This is a genomic window from Variovorax sp. UC74_104 (assembly GCF_044055375.1).
Classification (GTDB): domain Bacteria; phylum Pseudomonadota; class Gammaproteobacteria; order Burkholderiales; family Burkholderiaceae_C; genus Variovorax.
The window spans coordinates 2164141-2185047 of the sequence record NZ_CP171978.1; the positions used below are offsets into that span (position 1 = coordinate 2164141).

Below are 20907 nucleotides of genomic sequence, written 5' to 3' on the forward strand. Positions count from 1 at the left end.
GCTCGACGGGTTGGCGTACCGGGCAACCACTTGCGTGAAACCGGCAGGGCGCGAGCCCTCCCGTCGAGCCGCCTAAAAAGGAAGCGTGAACGAAAAAAGCCGCAGACCATGTGCGGTAATGAACTGCGGCTTGTGTCGCAGTGATTGCTCGGGACGCCAATCCCGATCACGCCTCTTTTTGACGTGACCGGCGCAGTATAGCCACGCAGCAGGCCTCACAAAGAGGGACCCGAGCGCGGCTCAAAGCGGATCCAACGAAGCATCGCTCAAACGGACACGGAAGAACCCCCACGGAGGCAGGCTGTTAAAGGAGGGCTGCCACAGCCCGTCCGATAGACTTGCGCGGGTGAACCCATCCTCCGAGCCTCCCAGTAGGCCGCTGGCCTGCGCCAGCTTTTCTCTCGCGGCCCCAGCCCGCATCTTCTTCCCCACGCCGTGCTACGCGGCCCGCACCATGCCGGGCCGTGCCTGTTCGCGCGCCATCGCACTCCCGCGGAAACCATGATCGAACTGCTCTCCGACCCGGCCGTCTGGCTCGGTCTTCTGACGCTGGTCGTCCTGGAGATCGTGCTGGGCATCGACAACCTGATCTTCATCGCGATCCTCGCGGAGAAGCTGCCGCCTCGCCAGCGCGACAAGGCGCGGCTCATCGGCCTGAGCCTCGCGCTCTTCATGCGGCTGGCGCTGCTGTCCATCGTGTCGTGGCTCGTGACGCTGACCACGCCGCTGTTCTCGCTGTGGGGGCAGGGCTTCTCGGGGCGCGACCTGATCCTGCTGGGCGGCGGCCTGTTCCTGCTGTTCAAGGCCACTTCGGAGCTGCACGAGCGGCTCGAAGGCGTGACGACGCGGGCGAGCGCCGGTACGGCGGCCTATGCGAGCTTCTCGCTGGTGGTCACGCAGATCGTGGTGCTCGACGCGGTGTTTTCGCTCGACGCGGTGATCACCGCGGTGGGCATGGTCGACCACCTGCCGGTGATGATGGCGGCGGTCATCATCTCCATCGGCATCATGTTGTGGGCGTCGAAGCCGCTCACCCGTTTCGTGAACGCGCACCCCACGGTGGTGATGCTGTGCCTGAGCTTCCTGCTGATGATCGGCCTGAGTCTCGTCGCCGAGGGCCTGGGCTTCCACATTCCCAAGGGCTACCTGTACGGTGCCATCGGCTTCTCCGTGATGATTGAGGCGTTGAACCAGTGGGCGCGGCGCAACGAGCTGAAGCACGAGGCGCGCCGCCCGTTGCGCGAGCGCACGGCCGAATCGGTGCTGCGGCTGCTGGGCGGCAGGGTCCGCGGCGAGCCTGTGCCGCCCGGTGCGACTGCATCGGACGAGGTGCCCGAAGACCAGGAGCAGCCGGCCTTCGCCCTCGAGGAGCGCAACATGGTGAGCGGCGTGCTCACGCTGGCCGAGCGCACCGTGCGTTCGGTGATGACGCCGCGCGCCGACATCTCGTGGGTGGACCTCAACGACGCCCCCGAGGCGGTGCGCGAGCAGCTGCTCGACACGCCGCACGGCATCTTCCCCGTGTGCCGCGGCTCGCTCGACGAGGTGGTGGGCGTGGCACGCGCCAAGGACCTGCTGGGCCAGCTGCTGCGCAACGGCCGCATCGACGAGAGCGCCGGCCTGCGCGCGCCCATCTACGTACCCGAGTCGACCACCGCGATCCGCCTCATCGACACGCTGCGCGGCGCGCGCGGCCAGCTCGCGCTGGTCAGCGACGAGCACGGCACGCTCACGGGCGTGGTGACGCCCATCGACGTGCTGGAGGCCATCGCGGGCGAGTTTCCCGACGAGGACGAGACGCTCGAGATCATGCAGACCGCGCCCGATGCATGGACCGTCTCCGGCAGCGCCGACCTGCACCTGCTGGAGCAGGCGCTGCAGACGCACGGCCTGGTGGGCGACGACGACAGCTACACCTCGGTTGCCGGCCTGCTGCTGGCGCGCTTCGGCGGCTTGCCACCGCGCGATGCCCACTGGACGCACGACGGGTACGATTTCGTGGTGACCGACGTCGATGCGCAGCGCATCCGCACGGTCGTCGTCCGCCGGCTGCCGGTGGATGAGCCCGAAACCTGACTCGCACCGACCGCCATGAATGCCACCCACCGCCAGCCCGTCGCCCTGAACAAGGCCTACCGCCTGCTGAACCACGGCCCCACCGTGCTCGTGAGCGCCGCGCACGGCGGCAGGCGCAACATCATGGCCGCGGCCTGGGCGATGCCGCTGGACTTCGATCCGCCCAAGGTGGCGGTGGTGCTCGACAAGAGCACGTGGACCCGCGAGCTGCTGGAAGGCGCGGGCACCTTCGCGCTGCAGGTGCCGGTGCGCGCGCAGCTCGACCTGACGGAGGCGCTGGGCAACAGCTCGGGCCGCGAGATCGTCGAGAAGTCGGGCCAGGACAAGTTCGCCGCCTATGGCCTCTCGACCTTCGCGGGCGCTGCCACCGATGCGCCCCTGCTCGAAGGCTGCGCCGCATGGCTCGAATGCCGGCTGCTGCCCGAGCCCGCCATCCAGCAGCGCTACGACCTGTTCCTGGGCGAGGTGATCGCCGCGCAGGCCGACGAGCGCGTGTTCTCCAACGGGCGCTGGCATTTCGACGGACACGACGACCTGCGCACGCTGCACCACGTGGCGGGCGGGCATTTCATCGTCGATGGCGAGGCGGTCGACGCGCGGCCGCTGCCCCGCTAGCCGAGGCGAGGCAAGGAGCTCAGGCCGAGCTGCCGCCGCGCGCCGTGCGCGGCACCAGCATCGCGCGCAGCACCAGCGTGCCGAATGCGGCGGCGGCCAGCGCCAGCAGCGCGATCCAGAGCAGGCGCGACGGCGAGGCCGCATCGAGCCAGTCGGCCAACAGCAGCGTGGTGGTGTTGTAGGCCGCGTGCAGCGCGATGCACGGAATGAGCGAGCGCGTGCGCTCGTAGAGCCAGCCGAGCACTGCGCCCATCACCAGGCCGACCACGAACTGGTAGATGTTCATGTGCGCCGCGCCGAAGAGCAGCGCCGACATGAAGATCGCCTGCCATCGCGGATAGCGCTGCAGGAAACCGCGCAGCACGATGCCGCGGAACAGCATCTCCTCGAGCAGCGGCGCCATGACGCACACCGCGAGCACGGCGGCGACGCTGCCGTCCGCCATGCGGCTGAACATCGCTTCTTCCCATGCCGAGGGCGGAAGGATGCGCATCATCAGGTTGAGCGCGGAGGTGATCGTCAGCAGCAGCGCGGGCACGAGCAGCAGCGCAGGCGGCACCACCAGCAGCAGCGTCGCGCCGGCCGAGGCCTGCGACTGATGGAAGAGCGCGCGGTAGGTGAGCTTCTGCGAGTGCATCAGCACCGCGAACACGCAGCCGTTGCCCAGCACGGCCGCGAGCACGCCGATCTGCATGCTGCTGAGGCCGAGCCATCCGTTGGCATCGCTCAGCGCAGCGCCGACGACGAGCTCGACGAGGAACAGCGCCACGAACAGGAGGACGGCCTGCGTCGCCGAGGGGAAGGCGGCGCTTTTCTGGGAAGGCATGGGGCGGGCGAACGGGCGCTGGAGGAGGGTGGCGCGGATGTTACGCGACCGGCCGCGTCAGGTCGGCTCGACCACCGGCGCCGTGCCGCCGGCCTGCGCCGCCGGCCGCGTGTAGCGCCACGCGATCAGCACGCCGATGCCCAGGAACATCGCGGCAATGAAGAACGGCGCGCCCGGCAGCTGCACAGGCGAGTCCGCGGCGATGAAGTAGCCGAAGCTGCCAGCGAACATCGCGGGCCCCACGATGCCGGCCACCGACACGAGGCTCGTCAGCGCGCCCTGCACCCGGCCCTGCTCGGCGGCCTCGACCTGCCGGGTGACGAGGGCCTGCGCCGCCGGTGCGGCAAAGGCCAGCAGCGTGCCGAACGGCAGCGCGGCCAGGAAGATCCAGGCCGCGTCGGCAAGGCCGTAGATCACGAAGCCGAGCACACCGCAGCCCAGCCCGAAGAGCAGGGCGTTCCGCTCGCCGAAGCGCTTCACGCCCGGCCCTATCAGCAGCACGTTGACCAGCACGCTGAGCACGCCCACGAGGCCGAGCACCCAGCCCACGGTGTCTTCCTTCCAGCCGAACTGCCGGTCGGCGAACAGCACGAACACGCTGGGGTACACGTACTGCGCGAGGTTCATGAGGAAGATCACCGCCGCAAGGCCGAACACCTGCGGATGGCGCTTCAGCAGCACCAGCGAGCCGATCGGGTTGGCATGCGACCAGTCGAACCTGGGGCTGCGCCGCTGCGGAGGCAGCGACTCGGGCAGCACGAACCAGCCGTAGCAGACGTTGAGCATCGTCAGGCCGGCCGCGAACCAGAAGGGCAGCCGCGCATCGATGTGGCTCAGCTGCCCGCCGAGCACAGGCCCGAGCACCAGGCCCACGCCGAATGCCGCGCCCACGATGCCGTAGCTCCTGGCGCGTTCTTCCGGCGTCGTCACGTCGGCGATGTAGGCGTTGGCCGCGGTGAGGCTGGCCGAGAACACGCCCGACACCACGCGGCCGATGAAGAGCCACGGCAGGCTGTTGGCCAGGGCCATGAACGCGAAGTCCACGGCCAGCCCCAGGCACGACAGCAGGATCACCGGCCGCCGCCCGAAACGGTCGGACAGCACGCCCTGGATGGGCGAGCAGATGAACTGGATCACCGCGAACGCCGTGCCGAACACCGCGATCCAGTAAGCCGCCGTCGCGGTGCTGCCGCCGGCCAGGCGCTCCACCAGGTGCGGCAGGCCCGGAAGGATCAGCCCGAACGCCAGGAAGTCGATCAGGACGGTGACGAAGATGAAGGCGAGCGCGGCGCGGCGCGCTCGTGGTGCTTGAAGGGGCTGGCTCATCGCGATGTTCGTTCGGGCCCGTTGTGCTCAGCCGCTCTTGCGGCTCAGGTACTCGCCCACGCGGGGGCGCGCCTCGCGGATGCCGCCCAGCCGGCCGAGCAGGCCGTCGAGCACGCCGAACATCAGCGCGAGGCTCTTGCGCAGGCGGTCGCGTTCGAAGATCAGCATCGGCAGGATCTGCTTCAGCGTGTAGACATTGATGAACAGGATCGCGGGGAAGGCACGCACGTGCGCGAGCGAGAGGTCGAGCGCGTTGCGCGTGATGTAGTAGCGCCGCGCGGCCGGGTAGTTGATGACGTGGATCTTCCAGCCGAACAGCGACCTGGCCTGCAGGTCGCCGATCTGGTGCCGCAGCACGACGGCCGGGTTCAGGTAGAGCGGCACCTCGCTGCGCAGCGCGCGCATGCAGTAGTCGGTGTCGACGTGGTCGATCACGTAGCGCTCGTCGAAGCGGCCGATCTTCGTCCACGCGGCGCGCGAGATCAGCGAGCCCGAAGAGATCATGAAGGCGCAGCGGACCAGCGGTTCGATGAAGGGCTTGCGCAGGTCGAACTGGTAGACGCGCTTGCCCTCGAGGCCGAACTGTGGAATGAGCGCATCGAGGTTCGTGTCGTGCACGAGAGGGCCGATCAGGAAGGCGGCGCCTTCAGCTCTTTCGCCAGCCGAAGTTGCGGCCTTGCACATGTCGTCGAAGTAGCCGGGCGGCAGCACGGAGTCCTGGTCGAGCAGGAAGAAGAGTTCGGCGCCGCGCGCCTCGAGCTCCGCGATGCCTCGGTTGAACGCACCCGCGATGCCGCCGCGGTTGCCGTTGTGCAGTACGGCGATTCCTGCTTCGACAAGATCGCCATGCCAGTCGCCTGCCTCCGGCGTGTTGTCGACGACGCACAGGCGCGGGCATGAGCGCAGGAGCGTGTGGAGATTCGCCAGCTGCCCGTCGGTGGGAAAGTACGTGACGACGACTGCACCGAACGACAAGGACATCGCGTTTCTCCGGAGAGTGAAGGCCGGAGCGCGAGCCCGAACCGACGGCGATTCTAAGCATCGCTTCGCGTGCGAATGAGCGATGTCGCGCCCCTCGGAGGGGCACGGGGAGCGGCTTCAGGAGGGCTTCGGCCCTTGTTTCTGCCCTTGTTGATACGGAAGTGTGAGCCTGGGCGGTGTGCGCGTTCGTTCGCTATAGCGAATTCGTATCCAATCGCCGGATATTGCAGGCTGCGAGCGGCTCATGAAATTTTTTGATGGCGTCAGCCATCAGGCCTGCCGCAAGGTTTGCGACAGCGGCGCGAGCTCGATCCTTTCACTTCCACCGGCCGCTTCGAGCCGCAGCCCGAGCAGCGCCGTGTACTCGCGCAGCCGCGCGCCGCCGTGCGGATCGCCGGGCGCGATGCCGGCGGAGGGGTGGCACATGAGCACGTCGCCGGTGCGGCAGGCCGACAGCCAGTCGGACAGGCGCCGCTCGTGCTGCTCGATGTCGCCGGAGAAATCGTAGACACCCAGAAGCCGGCTGCTGGTGGGAATGCCGCGCTTCGCGGCCAGCGCGTTCAGCCGCGAGCCGCCCAGCGAATGGATGATCCGCGCCTTCAGCCGATCGGGACCTTGGCGCAGGCCCGGCGCCGTGCTGCGAATCCATGGCGGCGAGCCCGCATAGCGCCGCGCGATCTCTTCCACCAGCAGCTCGCGCACCACCGGGAACTGGTGCACGTGCCGGTGCCCGTCCACGAAGGCGGGCGCGCGGCCCATCGCGTCTTCGAAGCGCGTCAACTGGTCGCGGATGTCGGCCTGCACGCCCGGCGCGAACACGGTGCGCGTGTAGGTGCGCGCGATCAGTCCACCGAGCCCGGGCTCGGCGCCGCCGGCATGCGCGGGGCGCGTGAGATCCAGATGCAGGCCGGCGTCGAACCTCGCCGGGTCGAGGCGCCTGAGCATCCTCGCGCCGGCAAGCCACACCTCGCGGCGCACCATGGCGCTGGTCGCGGAAATCCTGCCCTGTTCGGCGAGGTCGAGCACGGCCGAGTTGATGCCCGCGCTCATGCCGAAGTCGTCGGCGCAGATGCAGAGGTAGCGCAGCGGTTCACTCATCGCCATGCGTTTGCGAGGACTGCGCGGAAGCGGGTGCGGGTGCCAGCGGCGCATCCAGGCAGTGCGGGTCGCCGGTGGGGCTGCCCGCGAAGCGCCAGGCGGCGACGCCGTCGTTCACCGCCACCAGTTGCGCCCGGAAGAGCCAGGGGTTCGCGAGCTGCGCCGTGTTCGAGCCCACGAGCCAGGTGGTGCGGGGCACGCACAGCGTGTCCGCGAGCTGCGTGCGCTCCACCAGCGTGCGGGCGGCGCGTGCAGGGTCGAAACTGGCGGCGTCGGAGATCTCCTTGCGCCAGTTGTCGCGCGTGTCGAGGGCGGCGGCCTTCCAGTCGTCGGACACCAGCACCGGCTCGCGCAGGTTCCAGTAGAAGGGAATCTCGTAGTGGTAGCTGTCGAGCATCAGCACCTGGTCAGCCGGTGCCACCGCTTGCCCAGCCGGCAGCTTCAGCCGCGTGCCCGGAGGCGAGGCATACATCGCCACGGCGATCACGCAGCCCATGCACACCGCCGCGGCCGCCAGCGCCGTCGCGCGCACCTTCGGCAGCAGCGCGTCGAGCGAGCGGCCCGCGAGTACGCGCTGCGAGATCAGGTACGCCAGCGGCGGCAGCGCGGGCAGCACGTAGCCGATGAGCTTGGAGCGTGGCAGCGAGAAGAACACCACGATCACCGCGAGCCAGATCCACATCAGCCGGTCGATGTCGGGCGCCCTCGCCGCGTCGTTCGATTCGTTCCCGCCGCGAGGCACCAGCACCCATGCGAACCAGGGCAGCGTGAGGCCGGCGAGCACCGGCAGGTAGAACCAGAAGCCATGCTCGTTGTTGAAGCCCGTGGACGCGAAGCGGCGGAAGTGCTGCGTGACGACGAAGTAGTCGAAGAACTCCGGGTACTTCATCTGCATGGCAACGAACCAGGGGCCGGCCACGATCAGCAGGACGGCCCAGCCCGGCAGCCACAGGGCGAGCCGCAGCGCCGCGAGCCTGCGCGTCGCGGCGCACCACGCCGCGATCACCATGGCGGGCAGCACGAGGCCGATCAGCCCCTTGGCCAGCAGCCCGGCCGCGCCGAACAGGTAGGCGCCGGCCAAGAGCGCCCGCCATGGTTCCTCGCGCTCCCTTGCCAGCGCGGCGCCGGCCGCCAGCAGCACCGTGCCCGAGATGCAGCCCGCCACCAGCATGTCGAGGTTCGCGAACTGCGCGCCGATGAAGAAGAAAGGCGTGGTCACCAGCACCACCGTGGACAGCAGCGCCAGCCGCACCGTCGACCACCGGCGCAGGAAGAGGAAGAGCGCCGCGGCCGCCGCGCCGCCGCCGAGGATCGAGGGCAGCCGCGCCGCCCACTCGACCGGGCCTGCGACCGCCATCGCGGCCGCGCCGATCCAGTAGAACAGCGGCGGCTTGTGGAAGAAGGGCAGGCCGTCGAGCCGGGGCACCAGCCAGTCGCCCGAATGCAGCATTGCCAGCGCGACGCTGCCGTAGCGGCCTTCGTCGGGCGCCATCAGCGGGCGGATCCATGCCGTGGCCAGCAGCCAGGCGAAGAGGGCGACGATGAGCCATAGCGGTTGCGGGGCGGTCCACCATGCGGGGGCGGATCGTTTCATGTCTTCCCGGTCTCGAGCCCCGTGCCGCGTTCGTGGCGCACCACGTACAGCGGCCGTCCCTTGACCTCCTCGTAGATGCGAGCGATGTACTCGCCCACGATCCCGGTGGAGATCATCTGGATGCCGATGAAGAACATCAGGCTCACGACGATGGTGGTCCACCCCGAGACCTCGTTGCCGAACAGCAGGTAGTCGATGACCACGTAGGCGCCGTAGGCGAATGCCGGCACCGCCAGCATCAGGCCCGCCACGCTGACCGCGCGCAGCGGCCACGTCGTGAAGGCGGTGAGCCCGTCGATGGCCAGCCGCACCAGCCGTCGCGTGTTGAAGGTGCTCCTGCCTTCGGCGCGCGGCGCGGGCGTGTAGGGCAGCGCCACCGCGCGGAAGCCCACCCAGGCGTACAGGCCCTTCATGAAGCGGCTGCGCTCGGGCAGGCTCATGAGCGCGTCGACCACCTTGCGGTCCATCAGGCGGAAGTCGCCCGCGTCCTTGGGCACGGCGAAGCGGTCCGACGCGTTGAGCAGGTTGTAGAAGAGCCTGCTGCCGATCTGCTTGAAGCGGCTCTCGTCGCTGCGCTGCTCGCGCACCGCGTACACCACCTCGGCGCCGGCCACCCACTGCGCGATCATGGTGTGGATGAGCTCGGGCGAGTGCTGCAGGTCGCCGTCGAGCAGCACCACCGCGTCGCCCGTGGCGGCGGCGAGGCCCGCGGTGAGCGCGGCTTCCTTGCCGAAGTTGCGCGACAGCGAGATGCAGCGAAAGCCCGAGAGCTCGCACCATGCCTCGGCCACGGCCACGGTGTCGTCGGTGCTGCCGTCGTCCACCACGATGATCTCCCAGCGCATGTGCGTGTCCCAGAGGATGTCTTCCAGCAGCGGCAGCAGGTGCCGCAGGTTCGCGGCCTCGTTGTAGCAGGGGATCACGCAGGAGATGCTGCGCGGCCCGGCCGATGGCTCGGACGGCACTGCGGCGTCGGTACGCGGCGCCGGGGCATCGGGCTGCGGCAGGCGCACCGGCGGGCGCGAATGCCTGCTGTTGTCGGTCGACGAGATCATGGAAGCCTCCAGGGCGAAGCGGCCGCGTTCCTGTTGTCGCGAGTGCGGCCGGCCGGCGACATTGGAAAAGAAACGAATCGGTGCGCGAGCCGCTGCGCGATGGCGGCCAGGCCGGCGATCGCGGCGCCGAGCAGCAGCCCGGCCGCGATGTCGATGGGGAAATGCACGCCCACGTAGATGCGCGCCCAGCCCGTGGCGGCGGCCAGCACCAGCAGCGGCACGCCGAGCCTGCGCAGGCTGGGGCGCAGCAGGAAGGCGAGCGCAACCATGAACATCACGGTCGCGTGCGTGCTCGGCAGCGAGCCGCGGCCAGCGTGCTCGATGTAGGAGGGCACCAGCCCCAGCACGAAGGGGCGAGGCGTGTTCAAGGAGCTTGCGATCGCATGCGAGACCATCGACGCGAGGCCCGAGAGCGCCGCCACGACGAACAGGTAGGCGCGATCGGCGCGATGCCGCCACAGCGCGTAGACGAGCACACCCGCGCACAGCCAGGCGCCCCAGAGCGCGAAGGCCAATGCAACGGACAGCACCCACGGAGTCGGCTGGCTGCCGGCCGCGAGCCATTGGAAGAGCGTGAGGTTCAGCGCATTCATGACGCCACCTTGGGCGGGTTCTGGAAAACGGAGGGCGTGCGATGCCGCGCGGCGCGATAGACGCGATCGGCGCAGCAGGAGAAGCTGGACATGTCGGACCTTTCGACAGGGAAGAGAAGGCCCGCCGCGTGGCGCAGCGGACCGCCCGACGCGCGAGGCGCCGTGTCTCAGGTGGCGGAAGGTGGAGCGACGGTCGGCGGCAGGCGCCGCCATGGTTGCGCTGGAGGCGGTGCGCCGCCGTGGGGCGGCACGTGTTCGGGCGCTTCACGCGCGACGGGAACGGCCAATCGCGAAAGGGCCACCGCCAGCGGCAGCAGTGCGAGCACCATCGCCATCAGCGCGTTCAGCGCAAGGTCGAACGCGTCGGGCAGATCGATGCTCGCGGGCGCCTGTGCGAACAGGGTGGTCTCGCGGTCCGCCGGATGATCCGCGCGGTCATCGGCCTCGAACTGAGTGGTGTCGCTCGCGCTGCGCACCCGCAGCATCGGCTCGTCTTCCAGCCCGTCGCAGCGGAAATGCACCGCGATGAAAGGCTGCAGAAGAACCAGCAGCATGCCCGCCACACACCACGCCTTGTGGTGTGCCTCGACAAAACGGCGAACGCGCGCGAGCAGCAGCATGCAGGAATGCTAGGAGGCTCGTGTGAACGGAACCTGATCGGGCGGGTCAGCATCCCGCAAGGTTCAGGATGACGCCCGTATCAAAGGGGCGTCGAGGATGAGGCGCATTGGCACCAGCAGGGCCGCACCGGCCTGCGGTGGCCGATGCGTGGCGCCTTCGCCAGGACCTGCTTACTGGGAGACCGGCTTCAGGTAGATCTCGACGCGGCGGTTCTGCATGCGCCCGTCCTCGGTGGCGTTGCTCGCCACGGGCTGGGTCTGGCCTCGCCCTTCGGTCGTGAGGCGCGCGCTCTTCACGCCATGGTCGACCAGGTAGGCGCCCACGCTTTGCGCGCGTCGCTGCGACAGCGCCATGTTGTGCTCGGCATTGCCGGTGCTGTCGGTGTGGCCGACCACGCGCGCGTTGATGTTGGGCTCCTGCGCGATCGTCTGGGCCACGCCGTCCAGGACGTTGCGGAACGACGGCTTGATGGTGGCGCTGTCGGTGTCGAAGGTCACCTGGCTGGGAATGTTGAGCTTCAGCGAGCCGTCCGGTTGATCGATGATCTGCGTGCCGGTGTCCGCGGTCTGGTTGCTGAGCTTGTTGCGGATGTTGGTCCAGTTGTAGCCGACGCCTGCCCCCACGGCCGCACCGACCGCCGCGCCGATGGCCGTGCTCTTCTTGTCGCGACCGATGAGGTTGCCCACCCCCGCGCCGACCGCCGCGCCTGCGCCGGTGCCTACGGCCGTATGGGTTGCTTGCTCGGATGCGCAGCCCGCGAGGAGCGCGGCAGCGATGGCGAGAGAGGTCAGTGTGATCTTCATGTTCTTCCCTTTTCGATGTTTCGGATCCGGATCGGCGACGTCCGCGGTCTGCCGCGTCGGCGTTCGATCCGAAGGGGAACAACTCATGCAGGCGCAATCGCGCCGACAGCGAAGGCCTCGCAGAGGCCGCGAAGCCTCATCTCTTCCTTGCGGGCGTGAAATAGGTCTCGCGCCGTACGGCTCGTCACACATCGGCGTGAACATTCGTCAACTGCGTTGCCGCATGGGCGTTGGTCGCTACATGCACGTGCTTTCGTGCGATTCACAAGGAGCGATCTTGAAGAAGACCCTTTTCCTGCTGGCGACCAGTTCCGTCCTCGCCGTCTCTGCCTTTGCACAGCAACCAGCCGCTCCCGCGACGACCAGCCCTGCCACGGCGCCGGCTGCTGCCACCGCACCTGCTCCTGCGGCGACGAAGCCCGCTGCTGCGCCTGCTGCCGCTGCGCCCGCCACACCCGCAACAACCGCTCCCGCAGCGGCCAAGCCCGCAGCCGCGCCTGCCGCCGCCACGCCTGCAGCGGCACCCGCCGCCGGCCAGGTATGGGTCAACGGCAAGGTCTATCACTGCGCCAACGACAAGTACTTCGGCAAGACCAAGCGCGGCTCGTACATGTCCGAAGCCGACGCGAAGGCCAAGGGCGCGCACGTCGCCCACGGCAAGGCTTGCTGAGCGTCGAGGCCACGTGAATAGCGCCCCTGACGGGGCGCTTTCTCTTTGCTGCAGCGGAAAGGTGTTGCCCGCTCTTGAGCAGAGCGGCAGCCCTAGAACACGAACGGAATGAAGCGCCTGGTGCCGCGCATGTATGCACGGTAGTCGTCGCCGAAGTGCGCGATGCATTCCTGCTCGTCGCGCAGCGCCGTCATGAACAGCAGCACCGTGGCCGCCAGCACCAGCGCCAGCGTGAGCCAGCTGAACTGCTTCATGAATGCACCCCAGGCCAGCAGCATCAGCGCCGTGTACATGGGGTGGCGGATGTAGCGGAAGGCGCCGCTGCTGACGATGGCCGATGTCTTCTCGAAGCCGTAGAGCGCGGGATCGTCGTTGCGCGCGTCGCTGGGCTTGCCCTGGGCCTTGAGCAGCCGAACCGCATGGATCGGCAGCCAGATCGACGCCACGAAGAAGAGCGAGGAAACGATCTGCCTCGGCGAGAACGGATCGTCATGCCACCAGGGCAGGTTGACCACGATCAGCACCAGCATGCACTCCCACGCGAAGAAGCGGTAGAAGCCATGCGAGCCGGGCTGGCTCAGCGGGCCGCGCGACACGTACACCAGCGCGGCCGTGCCGACGATGAAAAGGAAGATCTGGATCCAGAAGAGCATGGCGGGCGAATTTACACGGCCCGCGGGCTTCAGCCCGAAATGGAGAAGCCGCCGTCTACGGGTATTGCGGTGCCCGTCACGTAGTCCGACGCGGCGCTGGCGAGGAACACGGCGGTGCCGGCGATGTCGGCCGGCTGGCCCCAGCGGCCCGCGGCGGCGCGGGCGTTCACCCGTTCGTACAGGCCCGGCACCTGGCTGCGCGCACCGTCGGTCAGCTCGGTTTCGAACCAGCCGGGCAGGATCGCGTTGACCTGGATGTTGTCGGGAGCCCACGAGAGCGCCGTCGACTTGGTGAGCTGCACGATGCCGGCCTTGCTCGCCGCGTAGGCCGGTGCGTAGGCCGCGCCGAAGATCGACATCATCGAGCCGATGTTGATGATCTTGCCGCCGCCCGCGGCCTTCAGGTGCGGGTGCGCGGCGCGGCTGCAGAGGAAGGCGCTGGTGAGGTTGGTGTTCATCACCTTGTGCCAATCGTCCAGCGGGAGCTGGTCGACCGGCTTGCGGATGTTGGTGCCGGCGTTGTTGACGAGGATGTCGAGCTGCCCGGTGCGCGCGGCGGCCTCGTCGAAGAGCCTCTGCACCGAGGCCTCGTCGCTCACGTCGGCCTCCAGCGCGAAGCTGTCGCTGCCGAGCGCCTTCAACGCCTCGACCGCCGCGGCCGACTTCTGCGTGTTGCGTGCGGCCACGATGACGCGGGCGCCGGTCCTGGCCAGCCCCTGGGCCATGCCGAGGCCGATGCCCCCGTTGCCGCCCGTGACGAGCGCGACTTTGCCGGTGAGGTCGAACATGGAGGACGAGGAAGATGGCATCAGGCGTTGGCCGAGGCCGCGGCGGCTTCGGGCTTCTTGGAGACGAGCGTCAGGATATCGTAGCTGGCGACCAGCTCGCCGTCCTGGTTCGTCACTTCCACGTCCCATGCGACCACGCCCTGGCCCTGGCCGCTCGCGTCCTTCTTGTTGCGGTCGATCTTGCGCTTGCAGGTCAGGCGCGCGCGGATGGTGTCGCCGATGGCCACCGGCTTGGTGAAGCGCAGCGTGTCCAACCCGTAGTTGGCCAGCACCGGCCCAGGCGCGGGCGACACGAACAGGCCCGCCGCTGCCGACAGCACGAAGTACCCGTGCGCGATGCGCTTGCCGAAGGGCGATTCCTTGGCCGCCACCTCGTCGAAGTGCATGTAGAAGTAGTCGCCCGAGATGCCGCCGAAGGCCACGATGTCGGCCTCGCTCACCGTGCGGCGGTGCGTGAGCAGCGAGTCGCCGACGCGCAGGTCCTCGAAGTAGCGGCGGAAGGGGTGCACCTCGCTCTCGTGCACGGCCGCGCCGCGCACGTGCTCGCCGGTGATGGCGGCCAGCATGGTGGGCGAGCCCTGCACGGCGGTGCGCTGAAGGTAGTGCTTCACCGCGCGCAGGCCGCCCAGTTCCTCGCCGCCGCCCGCGCGGCCAGGGCCGCCGTGCTTGAGCTGCGGCAGCGGCGAGCCGTGGCCGGTCGACTCGGCGGCGGCCTCGCGGTCGAGCACCAGCAGGCGGCCGTGCCATGCGGCGACCACCGGAATCGCCTTGGCCGCGGTGGCCGGATCGCGCGTGACCAGCGTGCCGACCAGGCTGCCGCGGCCGCGTGCGGCCAGTGCCAGCGCCTCGTCGATGCCGTCGTAGGGCATCAGCGTGCTGACGGGGCCGAAGGCCTCCACGTCGTGCGCTGCGTCGTGCTCCAGCGGCTTGCGGCTCAGCAGCAGCGTGGGCGCGAAGAAGGCGCCTTCGCTCACGCCGTCGCCCACCGGCGAGAAGCCGTCGCGCTCGCCGTAGACCAGCTCGGCGCCCTTGAGCAGCGTGGCCACGCGCTCGGCCACGTCGGCCTGCTGGTCGCGCGAGGCCAGCGCCCCCATGCGCACTTCCTCGCGCGAGGGGTCGCCCACGACCGTCTTCGCGAGCCGCGCGCGCAACCGTTCGGCCACCGCGTCGAGGTGCTGGCGCGGCACGATCGCGCGGCGGATGGCCGTGCATTTCTGGCCGGCCTTGATGGTCATCTCGCGCGCAACCTCCTTCACGAAGAGATCGAACTCCTCGTCGTCGGGCGTCACGTCGGGCGCGAGGATCGCGCAGTTCAGCGAGTCGGCCTCGGCGTTGAATGGGATCGACTGGCGCACGATGTTCGGGTGCACTCGCAGCTTCGCGGCCGTGTCGGCCGAACCGGTGAAGGTGACCACGTCGGCCCTTCGAGCCGGTCGAGCAGGTCGCCCGTGCTGCCGATGACCAGCTGCAGGCTGCCCTCGGGCAGGATGCCCGACTGCACGATCAGCCGCACCAGCGCCTCGGTGAGATAGCTGGTGGCCGTGGCCGGCTTGCCGATGCAGGGCATGCCCGCCAGGAAGCTGGGCGCGAACTTCTCGAGCAGACCCCACACCGGGAAGTTGAAGGCATCGATGTGCACTGCCACGCCGCCGCGCGGCACCAGGATGTGCGTGCCCGCGAAGCCGCCCTTCTTGCCCAGCGGGAAGGCCGGACCTTCATGCACCAGGTTGCCCGAGGGCAGCTCGTTGGTGCCGATGCCGGCGTAGGCGCTCAGCGTGCCGGCGCCGCCCTCGATGTCGATCCAGCTGTCGGCGCGCGTGGCGCCCGTGTGGGCCGAGATGGCGTAGAGCGTTTCCTTGTTCGCGGGGAGGAACTTGGCCAGTGCCTTCAGGCGCTCGGCGCGCTGCTGGAAGTCGAGCTTCATGAGCGCGGGAATGCCGGTGCGGCGCGCATAGGCCAGCGCCTCGGCGAAGTCGATGGCCTCGGCGTGCGTTGCGGCCACGGGCTTGCCGTTGACGGCGCTGCGCAGCTGCTGCGCGGCCTGCTGGCCGATCCAGCGGCCGGCGATGTAGCTTTGGAGGGTGGTGGTCATGGGCGGTGTCCTTTCGCGATGTCTGTCTTGCTCCTTCCCCCCTCTAGGGGAAGGTTGGGATGGGGGCAGCCCCGTCCTCGAAGGCTGCGCGGCGGTGGAGGCCGCATGCCCCCACCCCAACCCTCCCCCAGCGGGGGAGGGAGGAAATCAAGTCACTCTTTCTTGCCGATACCCAGATAGGTATCGATGATCCGTTGGTCGTGCAGCAGGTCGCGCGCCTTGCCTTCGAGCGCCACGGCGCCCATCTCCAGCACATAGGCGCGATCGGCCACCTGCAGCGCGGCGCGGGCGTTCTGTTCCACCAGCAGCACCGACACCCCGTGGCTGCGCAGCTGCGACACCACGCGCAGCACCTCGCGCACCACCAGCGGGGCGAGGCCCAGCGAGGGCTCGTCGAGCATCAGCAGGCGGGGCCGCGCCATCAGCGCGCGGCCGATGGCCAGCATCTGGCGTTCGCCGCCCGAGAGCGTCGATGCCATCTGCGCGCGGCGTTCCTTCAGGCGCGGGAAGATGGCGAAGATCTCGTCCATGCGCGCACGCTGGTCGCGCTTGCCCTTGCGCCACTGGTAGAAGCCGCCGAGCAGCAGGTTGTCTTCGACCGACATCTCACCGAACAGCTCGCGCCGCTCGGGCACCAGCGCGACGCCGCGCGACACCATGGTCTCGACGCTGGGGCGCGAGACGCGCTCGCCGTCGAGCAGCAGCTGGCCGGTGGAAGGCAGCAGCCCCATGGCCGCGCACAGCAGCGTGGTCTTGCCGGCGCCGTTGGGACCGATGACCGTGACGATCTCGCCCTCGTTCACCTGCAGGCGCACGCTGTGGACCGCCTCGACGGTGCGGTAGGCGACGCAGAAATCCTCCAGCCGAAGAATGGGGTGGCTCATCGTGCGTCCTCCAGCAGTTCGTCGTCTGCGCCGCCCAGATAGGCTTCGAGCACGCGCGGGTTGGCCTGCACTTCGGCGGGCGTGCCGGTGGCGATGACGGTGCCGAACTCGAGCACCGTGATGCGGTCGGCGAGGTTCATCACGAACTCCATGTCGTGCTCCACCACGAGGATGCCGAGACCTTCGGCGCGCAGCTGCGCGAGCAGCTCCGAGAGGGCGCGCTTCTCCAGGTGGCGCAGGCCGGCGGCGGGTTCGTCGAGCAGCAGCACCGAAGGCTGGCCCGCGAGCGCGCGGGCGATTTCCACCACGCGCTGCTGGCCGAGCGAGAGCGACGCGGCGGGCGTGTCGGCATGAGCGCCCAGGCCGCAGCGTTCGATCTGCTTGCGGGCTTCGGCCATCAGCGCGGCCTCTTCGGCGCGGTCCAGGCGCAGCATGGCCGACAGCCACCCGCGCTTCGCACGCAGGTGTGCGCCGAGCGCCACGTTCTCGACCACGCTGCGCTGGCCGAGCAGCCGCACGTGCTGGAAGGTGCGGCCCAGGCCCAGCGAGGCGAAGGCGCGCGAGGGCTTGCCCGACATGGGCTGGCCGACCAGGCGCACTTCGCCGGTGGTGGGGTCGTCCACGCCAGAGATCATGTTGAAGAAGGTGCTCTTGCCCGCTCCGTTGGGCCCGATCAGCGCGTGCACCTCGCCGGCCTTCAGCGTCATCGAGATGTCGTTGTTGGCCACCAGCCCGCCGAAGCGCTTGCTCACGCCGTCGGCCTGCAGCAGAAGCGTGCCGGCGGAAGGCACCGCGCGCTGCGCGAGCTGCACCGTGGCCGATGCGGCCGGGCCGGCACCTGCGGCGCGCGGCACTTCGCGCACCCAGCGGCGCAACAGTCGCGCTAGCGTGGGCCAAAGCCCATCGGCAAAGCGCTGCAGCACGAAGAGCATCAGCAGGCCGAACACCACCACCTCGAAGTTGCCGCTGGTGCCCAGCAGCGCGGGCAGCACGTCCTGCAGCTTTTCCTTCAGCAGCGTGATCAGCGTCGCGCCGAGCACCGCGCCCCACAGATGACCTGCGCCGCCGACCACCGCCATGAACAGCATCTCGATGCCGATGTTCAGGTTGAAGGGCGTCGGGTTCACGAAGCGCTGCATGTGCGCATAGAGCCAGCCCGAGATGGCCGCGAGCAGGGCCGCCAGCACGAAGAGCTTGATGCGGTGGCGCGCGGTGTCCACGCCCATCGACTCCGCCATCAGCCGGCCGCCCTTGAGCGCGCGGATGGCGCGGCCCTCGCGCGAGTCGAGCAGGTTGTGCATGGCCCACAGCGCCAGCAGCAGCACCGCCCAGATCACCACACCCAGCATGCGCGGCGTGGCGAAGGACACGCCCGCCACCACCAGTGGCGGAACGCCGGTGATGCCGGTCTGGCCGCCGAGGAACTCCATGTTGCCCAGCAGGAAGTAGAGGCTCAGGCCCCAGGCGATGGTGCACAGCGGCAGGTAGTGGCCCGAGAGCTTGAGCGTGACCGCGCCGAGCGCCCACGCCAGCGCGAAGGTCAGCACCAGCCCCAGCAGCAGGCCCAGCCACGGCACCAGCGCGGAGCCCGCGAGGCCGCCGAGCCAGCCGGCCGCGGTGGGCGATGTGCAGATCCACGCGGTGGCGTACGCGCCCATGCCGACGAAGGCGGCCTGGCCGAAGGACGTCATGCCGCCCACGCCGGTCAGCAGCACGAGGCCGACCGCCACCAGCGCGTACAGGCCGATGTTGCTGAGCACGCTGACGGTGAACTCGGGCAGCCAGCCCCAGGCCAGGGCAAGCGCGACGATGAAGACGAGGGTGAGCACGCGCGGCGTCACGAGCGGGCGGCCTTCGGGTGCCGCGTTGGCGGCGGTGGATGCGGTTGCGTGTGAAGACGACGGATTCATTCCTCGTCCTCCACGTGATGGCTGTTCAGCGAGCGCCACAGCAGCACCGGGATGATCAGGGTGAAGACCAGCACTTCCTTGTACGCGCTGGCCCAGAAGGAGGAGAAGGCTTCCAGCAGGCCGACCAGCAGCGCGCCCGCGAGCGCCAGCGGATAGCTCGCGAGCCCGCCCACGATGGCGGCCACGAAGCCCTTCAGGCCGATGAGGAAGCCGGTGTCGTAGTAGACCGTGGTGATCGGCGCGATCAACAGGCCCGAGATGGCGCCGATTACCGCCGCCAGCGCGAAGCTCAGGTCGCCCGAGAGCTCGGTGGGAATGCCCGACAGCCGTGCGCCCACGCGATTGATGGCGGTGGCGCGCAGCGCCTTGCCGATCATCGAGCGGCCGAAGAACCAGAACATCGCGATCACCAGCACCAGCGTGACGCCCACCACCACCAGCGACTGGCCGTTGACGGGAATGCCGCCGAGGTCGAAGCGCATTTCGGAGAACGCGCTGGTGCGCGAACCCTCGGCGCCGAAGAAGAAGAGGCCCAGGCCCACCAGCACGCCGTGCAGCGCCACCGACACGATCAGCAGCATCAGCACGCTGGCATCGGCCAGCGGGCGGTAGGCGACGCGGTAGAGCAGCGGACCCAGCGGCGCGATCAGCACCAGCGTGGCGACCGACTGCATCGCGAGCGACGTGGGTTTGAAGCCGAGCACCAGCACCGCGGCGATGGCCGGGAAGGCCACGCACCAGGTCAGCGCCGAGCGCCAGTCGACGGTGGCGCCGCGCTTCCAGCGCCAGGCCTCCACCACCAGCACGATTGCCGCCAGCGCCAGCAGCAGCCACAGCGTGGAGGGCGCGCGCCCGCCCTGCAGCGCGGCCATCGACAGCGCACCGAAGGCGACGAATTCGCCCTGCGGGATGAAGATCACGCGCGTGACCGAGAACACCAGCACCAGCGCGAGCGCCATCAGTCCGTAGACCGCGCCGTTCACGATGCCGTCCTGCCCCAGCAAAAGGGCAATCTGCAAATCCATAAAACAACCTTCGGGCGTCGCCCGTGACTCAATTCAGGAACACCGAGGAACCGGCTTTGCCGGGCCTCTGGTGTTGCCCCCGGTAGGGGGTGGGAGAAGCGACACGAAGTGCGCGGAGCCTGGGGGCGAGCTTATGGTTGGTATTTCCAGGCGCCGTTCTCGATCTTCACCATCACGCGGGCACGCTGGTCGAGGCCCAGGTGGTCCTGCGCGGTCATGTTGAACACGCCGTGCGCGCCGGCCACTTCCTTGGTCTGCTCCAGCGCGTCGCGCAGCGCGGCGCGGAACTCGGGCGTGCCGGGCTGGGCCTTCTTCAGCGCGACGGGCACGGCCGAGCTCATCAGCAGGCCGGCGTCCCAGGCGTGGCCGCCGAAGGTCGAGACAGAGCCCTTGCCGTAGGCGGCTTCATAGGCGGACACGTAGGCGAGCGCGGACTTCTTCACGGGGTTGCCGGCGGGCAGCTGGTCGGCCACGAGCACCGGGCCTGCGGGCAGGAAGGTGCCTTCCACGTCCTTGCCGCCCACGCGCAGGAAGTCGGCGTTGGCCACGCCGTGGGTCTGGTACATCTTGCCGGTGTAGCCGCGTTCCTTCAGCGTCTTCTGCGGCAGCGCGGCCGGCGTGCCGGAGCCGGCGACGAGCACCGCGTCGGGCTTGGCGGCCATGATCTTCAGGGCCTGGCCGGTCACCGAGGTGTCGGTGCGGGCGTAGCGCTCGTTGGCCACGATCTTGATCTTCTTCAGGTCGGCGGCCTTGGCGAACTCCTGCGACCAGCCTTCGCCGTACGCGTCGGAGAAGCCGATGAAGGCGACGGTCTTCACGCCGTTGGCGGCCATGTGCTCGGCGATGGCCAGCGACATCATGATGTCGTTCTGAGGCGTCTTGAACACCCACTTCTTCTTGGCGTCCATCGGCTCGATGATGCGCGCCGACGCGGCCACCGAGATCATCGGCGTCTGCGCCTCGCTGGCCACGTCGATCATGGCGAGCGAGGCCGGCGTGGTGGTCGAGCCCAGGATCACGTCGACCTTGTTCTCCGCGATGAGCTTGCGCGTGTTGTTGACGGCCGCGGTGGTGTCGGAGGCGTCGTCCAGCACGATGTAGTTGATCTTCTGCCCGCCGATCGTCTTGGGCATCAGCGAGATGGTGTTCTTCTCGGGGATGCCCAGCGAGGCTGCCGGGCCGGTGGCCGAGATGGTCACGCCGACGTTGACGTCGGCCCAGGCCGCGAGGGCCGTGGCGCACAGGGCGGAGGTCAGCAGGGGCTTGAAGAATTTCATGGTTGGTTTGTCTCCGTTTG

At 69.1% G+C, this 20907-nt stretch carries 18 protein-coding genes and 1 pseudogene; 3 read left to right on the forward strand and 16 right to left on the reverse strand.

Going from position 1 to position 20907, the window contains the following annotated elements; translation table 11 throughout:
• Positions 1-504: 504 nt before the first annotated feature.
• Positions 505-2076 carry a transporter associated domain-containing protein gene (locus ACHMXA_RS10055; RefSeq protein ID WP_395321280.1) on the forward strand — a complete coding sequence of 524 codons (1572 nt, stop codon included), beginning with the start codon at positions 505-507 and terminating at the stop codon, positions 2074-2076.
• Between the two features lie 15 nt (positions 2077-2091).
• Positions 2092-2691 carry a flavin reductase family protein gene (locus tag ACHMXA_RS10060; protein WP_395320531.1) on the forward strand — a complete coding sequence of 200 codons (600 nt, stop codon included), beginning with the start codon at positions 2092-2094 and terminating at the stop codon, positions 2689-2691.
• 19 nt (positions 2692-2710) lie between these two features.
• Here the strand turns inward: ACHMXA_RS10060 and ACHMXA_RS10065 are convergent, their stop codons facing one another.
• The 9 genes from ACHMXA_RS10065 to ACHMXA_RS10105 form a co-directional block, all read right to left on the reverse strand.
• Positions 2711-3517: a lysostaphin resistance A-like protein gene (locus ACHMXA_RS10065; protein WP_395320533.1), complete on the reverse strand. Its 807-nt coding sequence runs from the start codon at positions 3515-3517 to the stop codon at positions 2711-2713.
• A 57-nt stretch (positions 3518-3574) separates the two neighbouring features.
• Positions 3575-4843 (reverse strand): TCR/Tet family MFS transporter, encoded by a 1269-nt coding sequence (locus tag ACHMXA_RS10070; protein ID WP_395320535.1) that lies wholly within the window; start codon positions 4841-4843, stop codon positions 3575-3577.
• Positions 4844-4870: 27 nt separating this feature from the next.
• Positions 4871-5824 (reverse strand): glycosyltransferase family 2 protein, encoded by a 954-nt coding sequence (locus ACHMXA_RS10075; protein ID WP_395320537.1) that lies wholly within the window; start codon positions 5822-5824, stop codon positions 4871-4873.
• A 270-nt stretch (positions 5825-6094) separates the two neighbouring features.
• Positions 6095-6922 (reverse strand): ChbG/HpnK family deacetylase, encoded by an 828-nt coding sequence (locus ACHMXA_RS10080; RefSeq protein ID WP_395320539.1) that lies wholly within the window; start codon positions 6920-6922, stop codon positions 6095-6097.
• A complete protein-coding gene (locus tag ACHMXA_RS10085) occupies positions 6915-8516 on the reverse strand; it encodes an ArnT family glycosyltransferase (RefSeq protein ID WP_395320541.1) in 1602 nt (533 codons plus the stop codon). Before ACHMXA_RS10085 ends, ACHMXA_RS10080 begins: the two co-directional genes overlap by 8 nt.
• Positions 8513-9571, reverse strand: coding sequence for a glycosyltransferase family 2 protein (locus tag ACHMXA_RS10090; protein WP_395320542.1), 1059 nt, complete (start codon positions 9569-9571; stop codon positions 8513-8515). The genes ACHMXA_RS10085 and ACHMXA_RS10090 overlap by 4 nt, the downstream gene beginning before the upstream one ends.
• Positions 9568-10164 (reverse strand): phosphatase PAP2 family protein, encoded by a 597-nt coding sequence (locus tag ACHMXA_RS10095; RefSeq protein ID WP_395320543.1) that lies wholly within the window; start codon positions 10162-10164, stop codon positions 9568-9570. The genes ACHMXA_RS10090 and ACHMXA_RS10095 overlap by 4 nt, the downstream gene beginning before the upstream one ends.
• Before the next feature lie 167 nt (positions 10165-10331).
• On the reverse strand, positions 10332-10784 hold the full coding sequence (locus tag ACHMXA_RS10100; RefSeq protein ID WP_395320544.1) for a hypothetical protein: 453 nt from the start codon (positions 10782-10784) through the stop codon (positions 10332-10334).
• Positions 10785-10955: 171 nt separating this feature from the next.
• Positions 10956-11588, reverse strand: coding sequence for an OmpA family protein (locus ACHMXA_RS10105; RefSeq protein ID WP_395320545.1), 633 nt, complete (start codon positions 11586-11588; stop codon positions 10956-10958).
• Positions 11589-11865: 277 nt separating this feature from the next.
• Here ACHMXA_RS10105 and ACHMXA_RS10110 point away from each other — a divergent pair, with 277 nt between their 5' ends.
• Positions 11866-12258: a hypothetical protein gene (locus ACHMXA_RS10110; protein ID WP_395320546.1), complete on the forward strand. Its 393-nt coding sequence runs from the start codon at positions 11866-11868 to the stop codon at positions 12256-12258.
• A 92-nt stretch (positions 12259-12350) separates the two neighbouring features.
• Here the strand turns inward: ACHMXA_RS10110 and ACHMXA_RS10115 are convergent, their stop codons facing one another.
• The 7 genes and pseudogenes from ACHMXA_RS10115 to ACHMXA_RS10145 form a co-directional block, all read right to left on the reverse strand.
• The gene (locus tag ACHMXA_RS10115) at positions 12351-12911 is read right to left on the reverse strand and encodes a methyltransferase family protein (RefSeq protein WP_395320547.1); all 561 of its coding nucleotides are present in this window, start codon (positions 12909-12911) and stop codon (positions 12351-12353) included.
• Between the two features lie 29 nt (positions 12912-12940).
• Positions 12941-13699: an SDR family NAD(P)-dependent oxidoreductase gene (locus tag ACHMXA_RS10120; RefSeq protein ID WP_395320548.1), complete on the reverse strand. Its 759-nt coding sequence runs from the start codon at positions 13697-13699 to the stop codon at positions 12941-12943.
• 20 nt (positions 13700-13719) lie between these two features.
• Positions 13720-15791, reverse strand: a pseudogene (gene paaZ / locus ACHMXA_RS10125) (phenylacetic acid degradation bifunctional protein PaaZ).
• Positions 15792-15943: 152 nt separating this feature from the next.
• Positions 15944-16675: an ABC transporter ATP-binding protein gene (locus ACHMXA_RS10130; protein WP_395320549.1), complete on the reverse strand. Its 732-nt coding sequence runs from the start codon at positions 16673-16675 to the stop codon at positions 15944-15946.
• Entirely contained in the window at positions 16672-18585 is a 1914-nt protein-coding gene (locus ACHMXA_RS10135; protein ID WP_395320550.1) for an ATP-binding cassette domain-containing protein, read from the reverse strand. The genes ACHMXA_RS10130 and ACHMXA_RS10135 overlap by 4 nt, the downstream gene beginning before the upstream one ends.
• A complete protein-coding gene (locus tag ACHMXA_RS10140) occupies positions 18582-19610 on the reverse strand; it encodes a branched-chain amino acid ABC transporter permease (RefSeq protein WP_395320551.1) in 1029 nt (342 codons plus the stop codon). Before ACHMXA_RS10140 ends, ACHMXA_RS10135 begins: the two co-directional genes overlap by 4 nt.
• Before the next feature lie 131 nt (positions 19611-19741).
• On the reverse strand, positions 19742-20887 hold the full coding sequence (locus ACHMXA_RS10145) for an ABC transporter substrate-binding protein (protein ID WP_395320552.1): 1146 nt from the start codon (positions 20885-20887) through the stop codon (positions 19742-19744).
• Positions 20888-20907 lie beyond the last annotated feature (20 nt).

Bases quoted from the DNA above. Each gene is read 5' to 3' on its own strand.
- ACHMXA_RS10060 (WP_395320531.1), top strand. From the start codon at position 2,092: ATGAATGCCACCCACCGCCAGCCCGTCGCCCTGAACAAGGCCTACCGC.
- ACHMXA_RS10065 (WP_395320533.1), bottom strand. From the start codon at position 3,517: ATGCCTTCCCAGAAAAGCGCCGCCTTCCCCTCGGCGACGCAGGCCGTC.
- ACHMXA_RS10070 (WP_395320535.1), bottom strand. From the start codon at position 4,843: ATGAGCCAGCCCCTTCAAGCACCACGAGCGCGCCGCGCCGCGCTCGCC.
- ACHMXA_RS10075 (WP_395320537.1), bottom strand. From the start codon at position 5,824: ATGTCCTTGTCGTTCGGTGCAGTCGTCGTCACGTACTTTCCCACCGAC.
- ACHMXA_RS10080 (WP_395320539.1), bottom strand. From the start codon at position 6,922: ATGAGTGAACCGCTGCGCTACCTCTGCATCTGCGCCGACGACTTCGGC.
- ACHMXA_RS10085 (WP_395320541.1), bottom strand. From the start codon at position 8,516: ATGAAACGATCCGCCCCCGCATGGTGGACCGCCCCGCAACCGCTATGG.
- ACHMXA_RS10090 (WP_395320542.1), bottom strand. From the start codon at position 9,571: ATGATCTCGTCGACCGACAACAGCAGGCATTCGCGCCCGCCGGTGCGC.
- ACHMXA_RS10095 (WP_395320543.1), bottom strand. From the start codon at position 10,164: ATGAATGCGCTGAACCTCACGCTCTTCCAATGGCTCGCGGCCGGCAGC.
- ACHMXA_RS10100 (WP_395320544.1), bottom strand. From the start codon at position 10,784: ATGCTGCTGCTCGCGCGCGTTCGCCGTTTTGTCGAGGCACACCACAAG.
- ACHMXA_RS10105 (WP_395320545.1), bottom strand. From the start codon at position 11,588: ATGAAGATCACACTGACCTCTCTCGCCATCGCTGCCGCGCTCCTCGCG.
- ACHMXA_RS10115 (WP_395320547.1), bottom strand. From the start codon at position 12,911: ATGCTCTTCTGGATCCAGATCTTCCTTTTCATCGTCGGCACGGCCGCG.
- ACHMXA_RS10120 (WP_395320548.1), bottom strand. From the start codon at position 13,699: ATGTTCGACCTCACCGGCAAAGTCGCGCTCGTCACGGGCGGCAACGGG.
- ACHMXA_RS10130 (WP_395320549.1), bottom strand. From the start codon at position 16,675: ATGAGCCACCCCATTCTTCGGCTGGAGGATTTCTGCGTCGCCTACCGC.
- ACHMXA_RS10135 (WP_395320550.1), bottom strand. From the start codon at position 18,585: ATGAATCCGTCGTCTTCACACGCAACCGCATCCACCGCCGCCAACGCG.
- ACHMXA_RS10140 (WP_395320551.1), bottom strand. From the start codon at position 19,610: ATGGATTTGCAGATTGCCCTTTTGCTGGGGCAGGACGGCATCGTGAAC.
- ACHMXA_RS10145 (WP_395320552.1), bottom strand. From the start codon at position 20,887: ATGAAATTCTTCAAGCCCCTGCTGACCTCCGCCCTGTGCGCCACGGCC.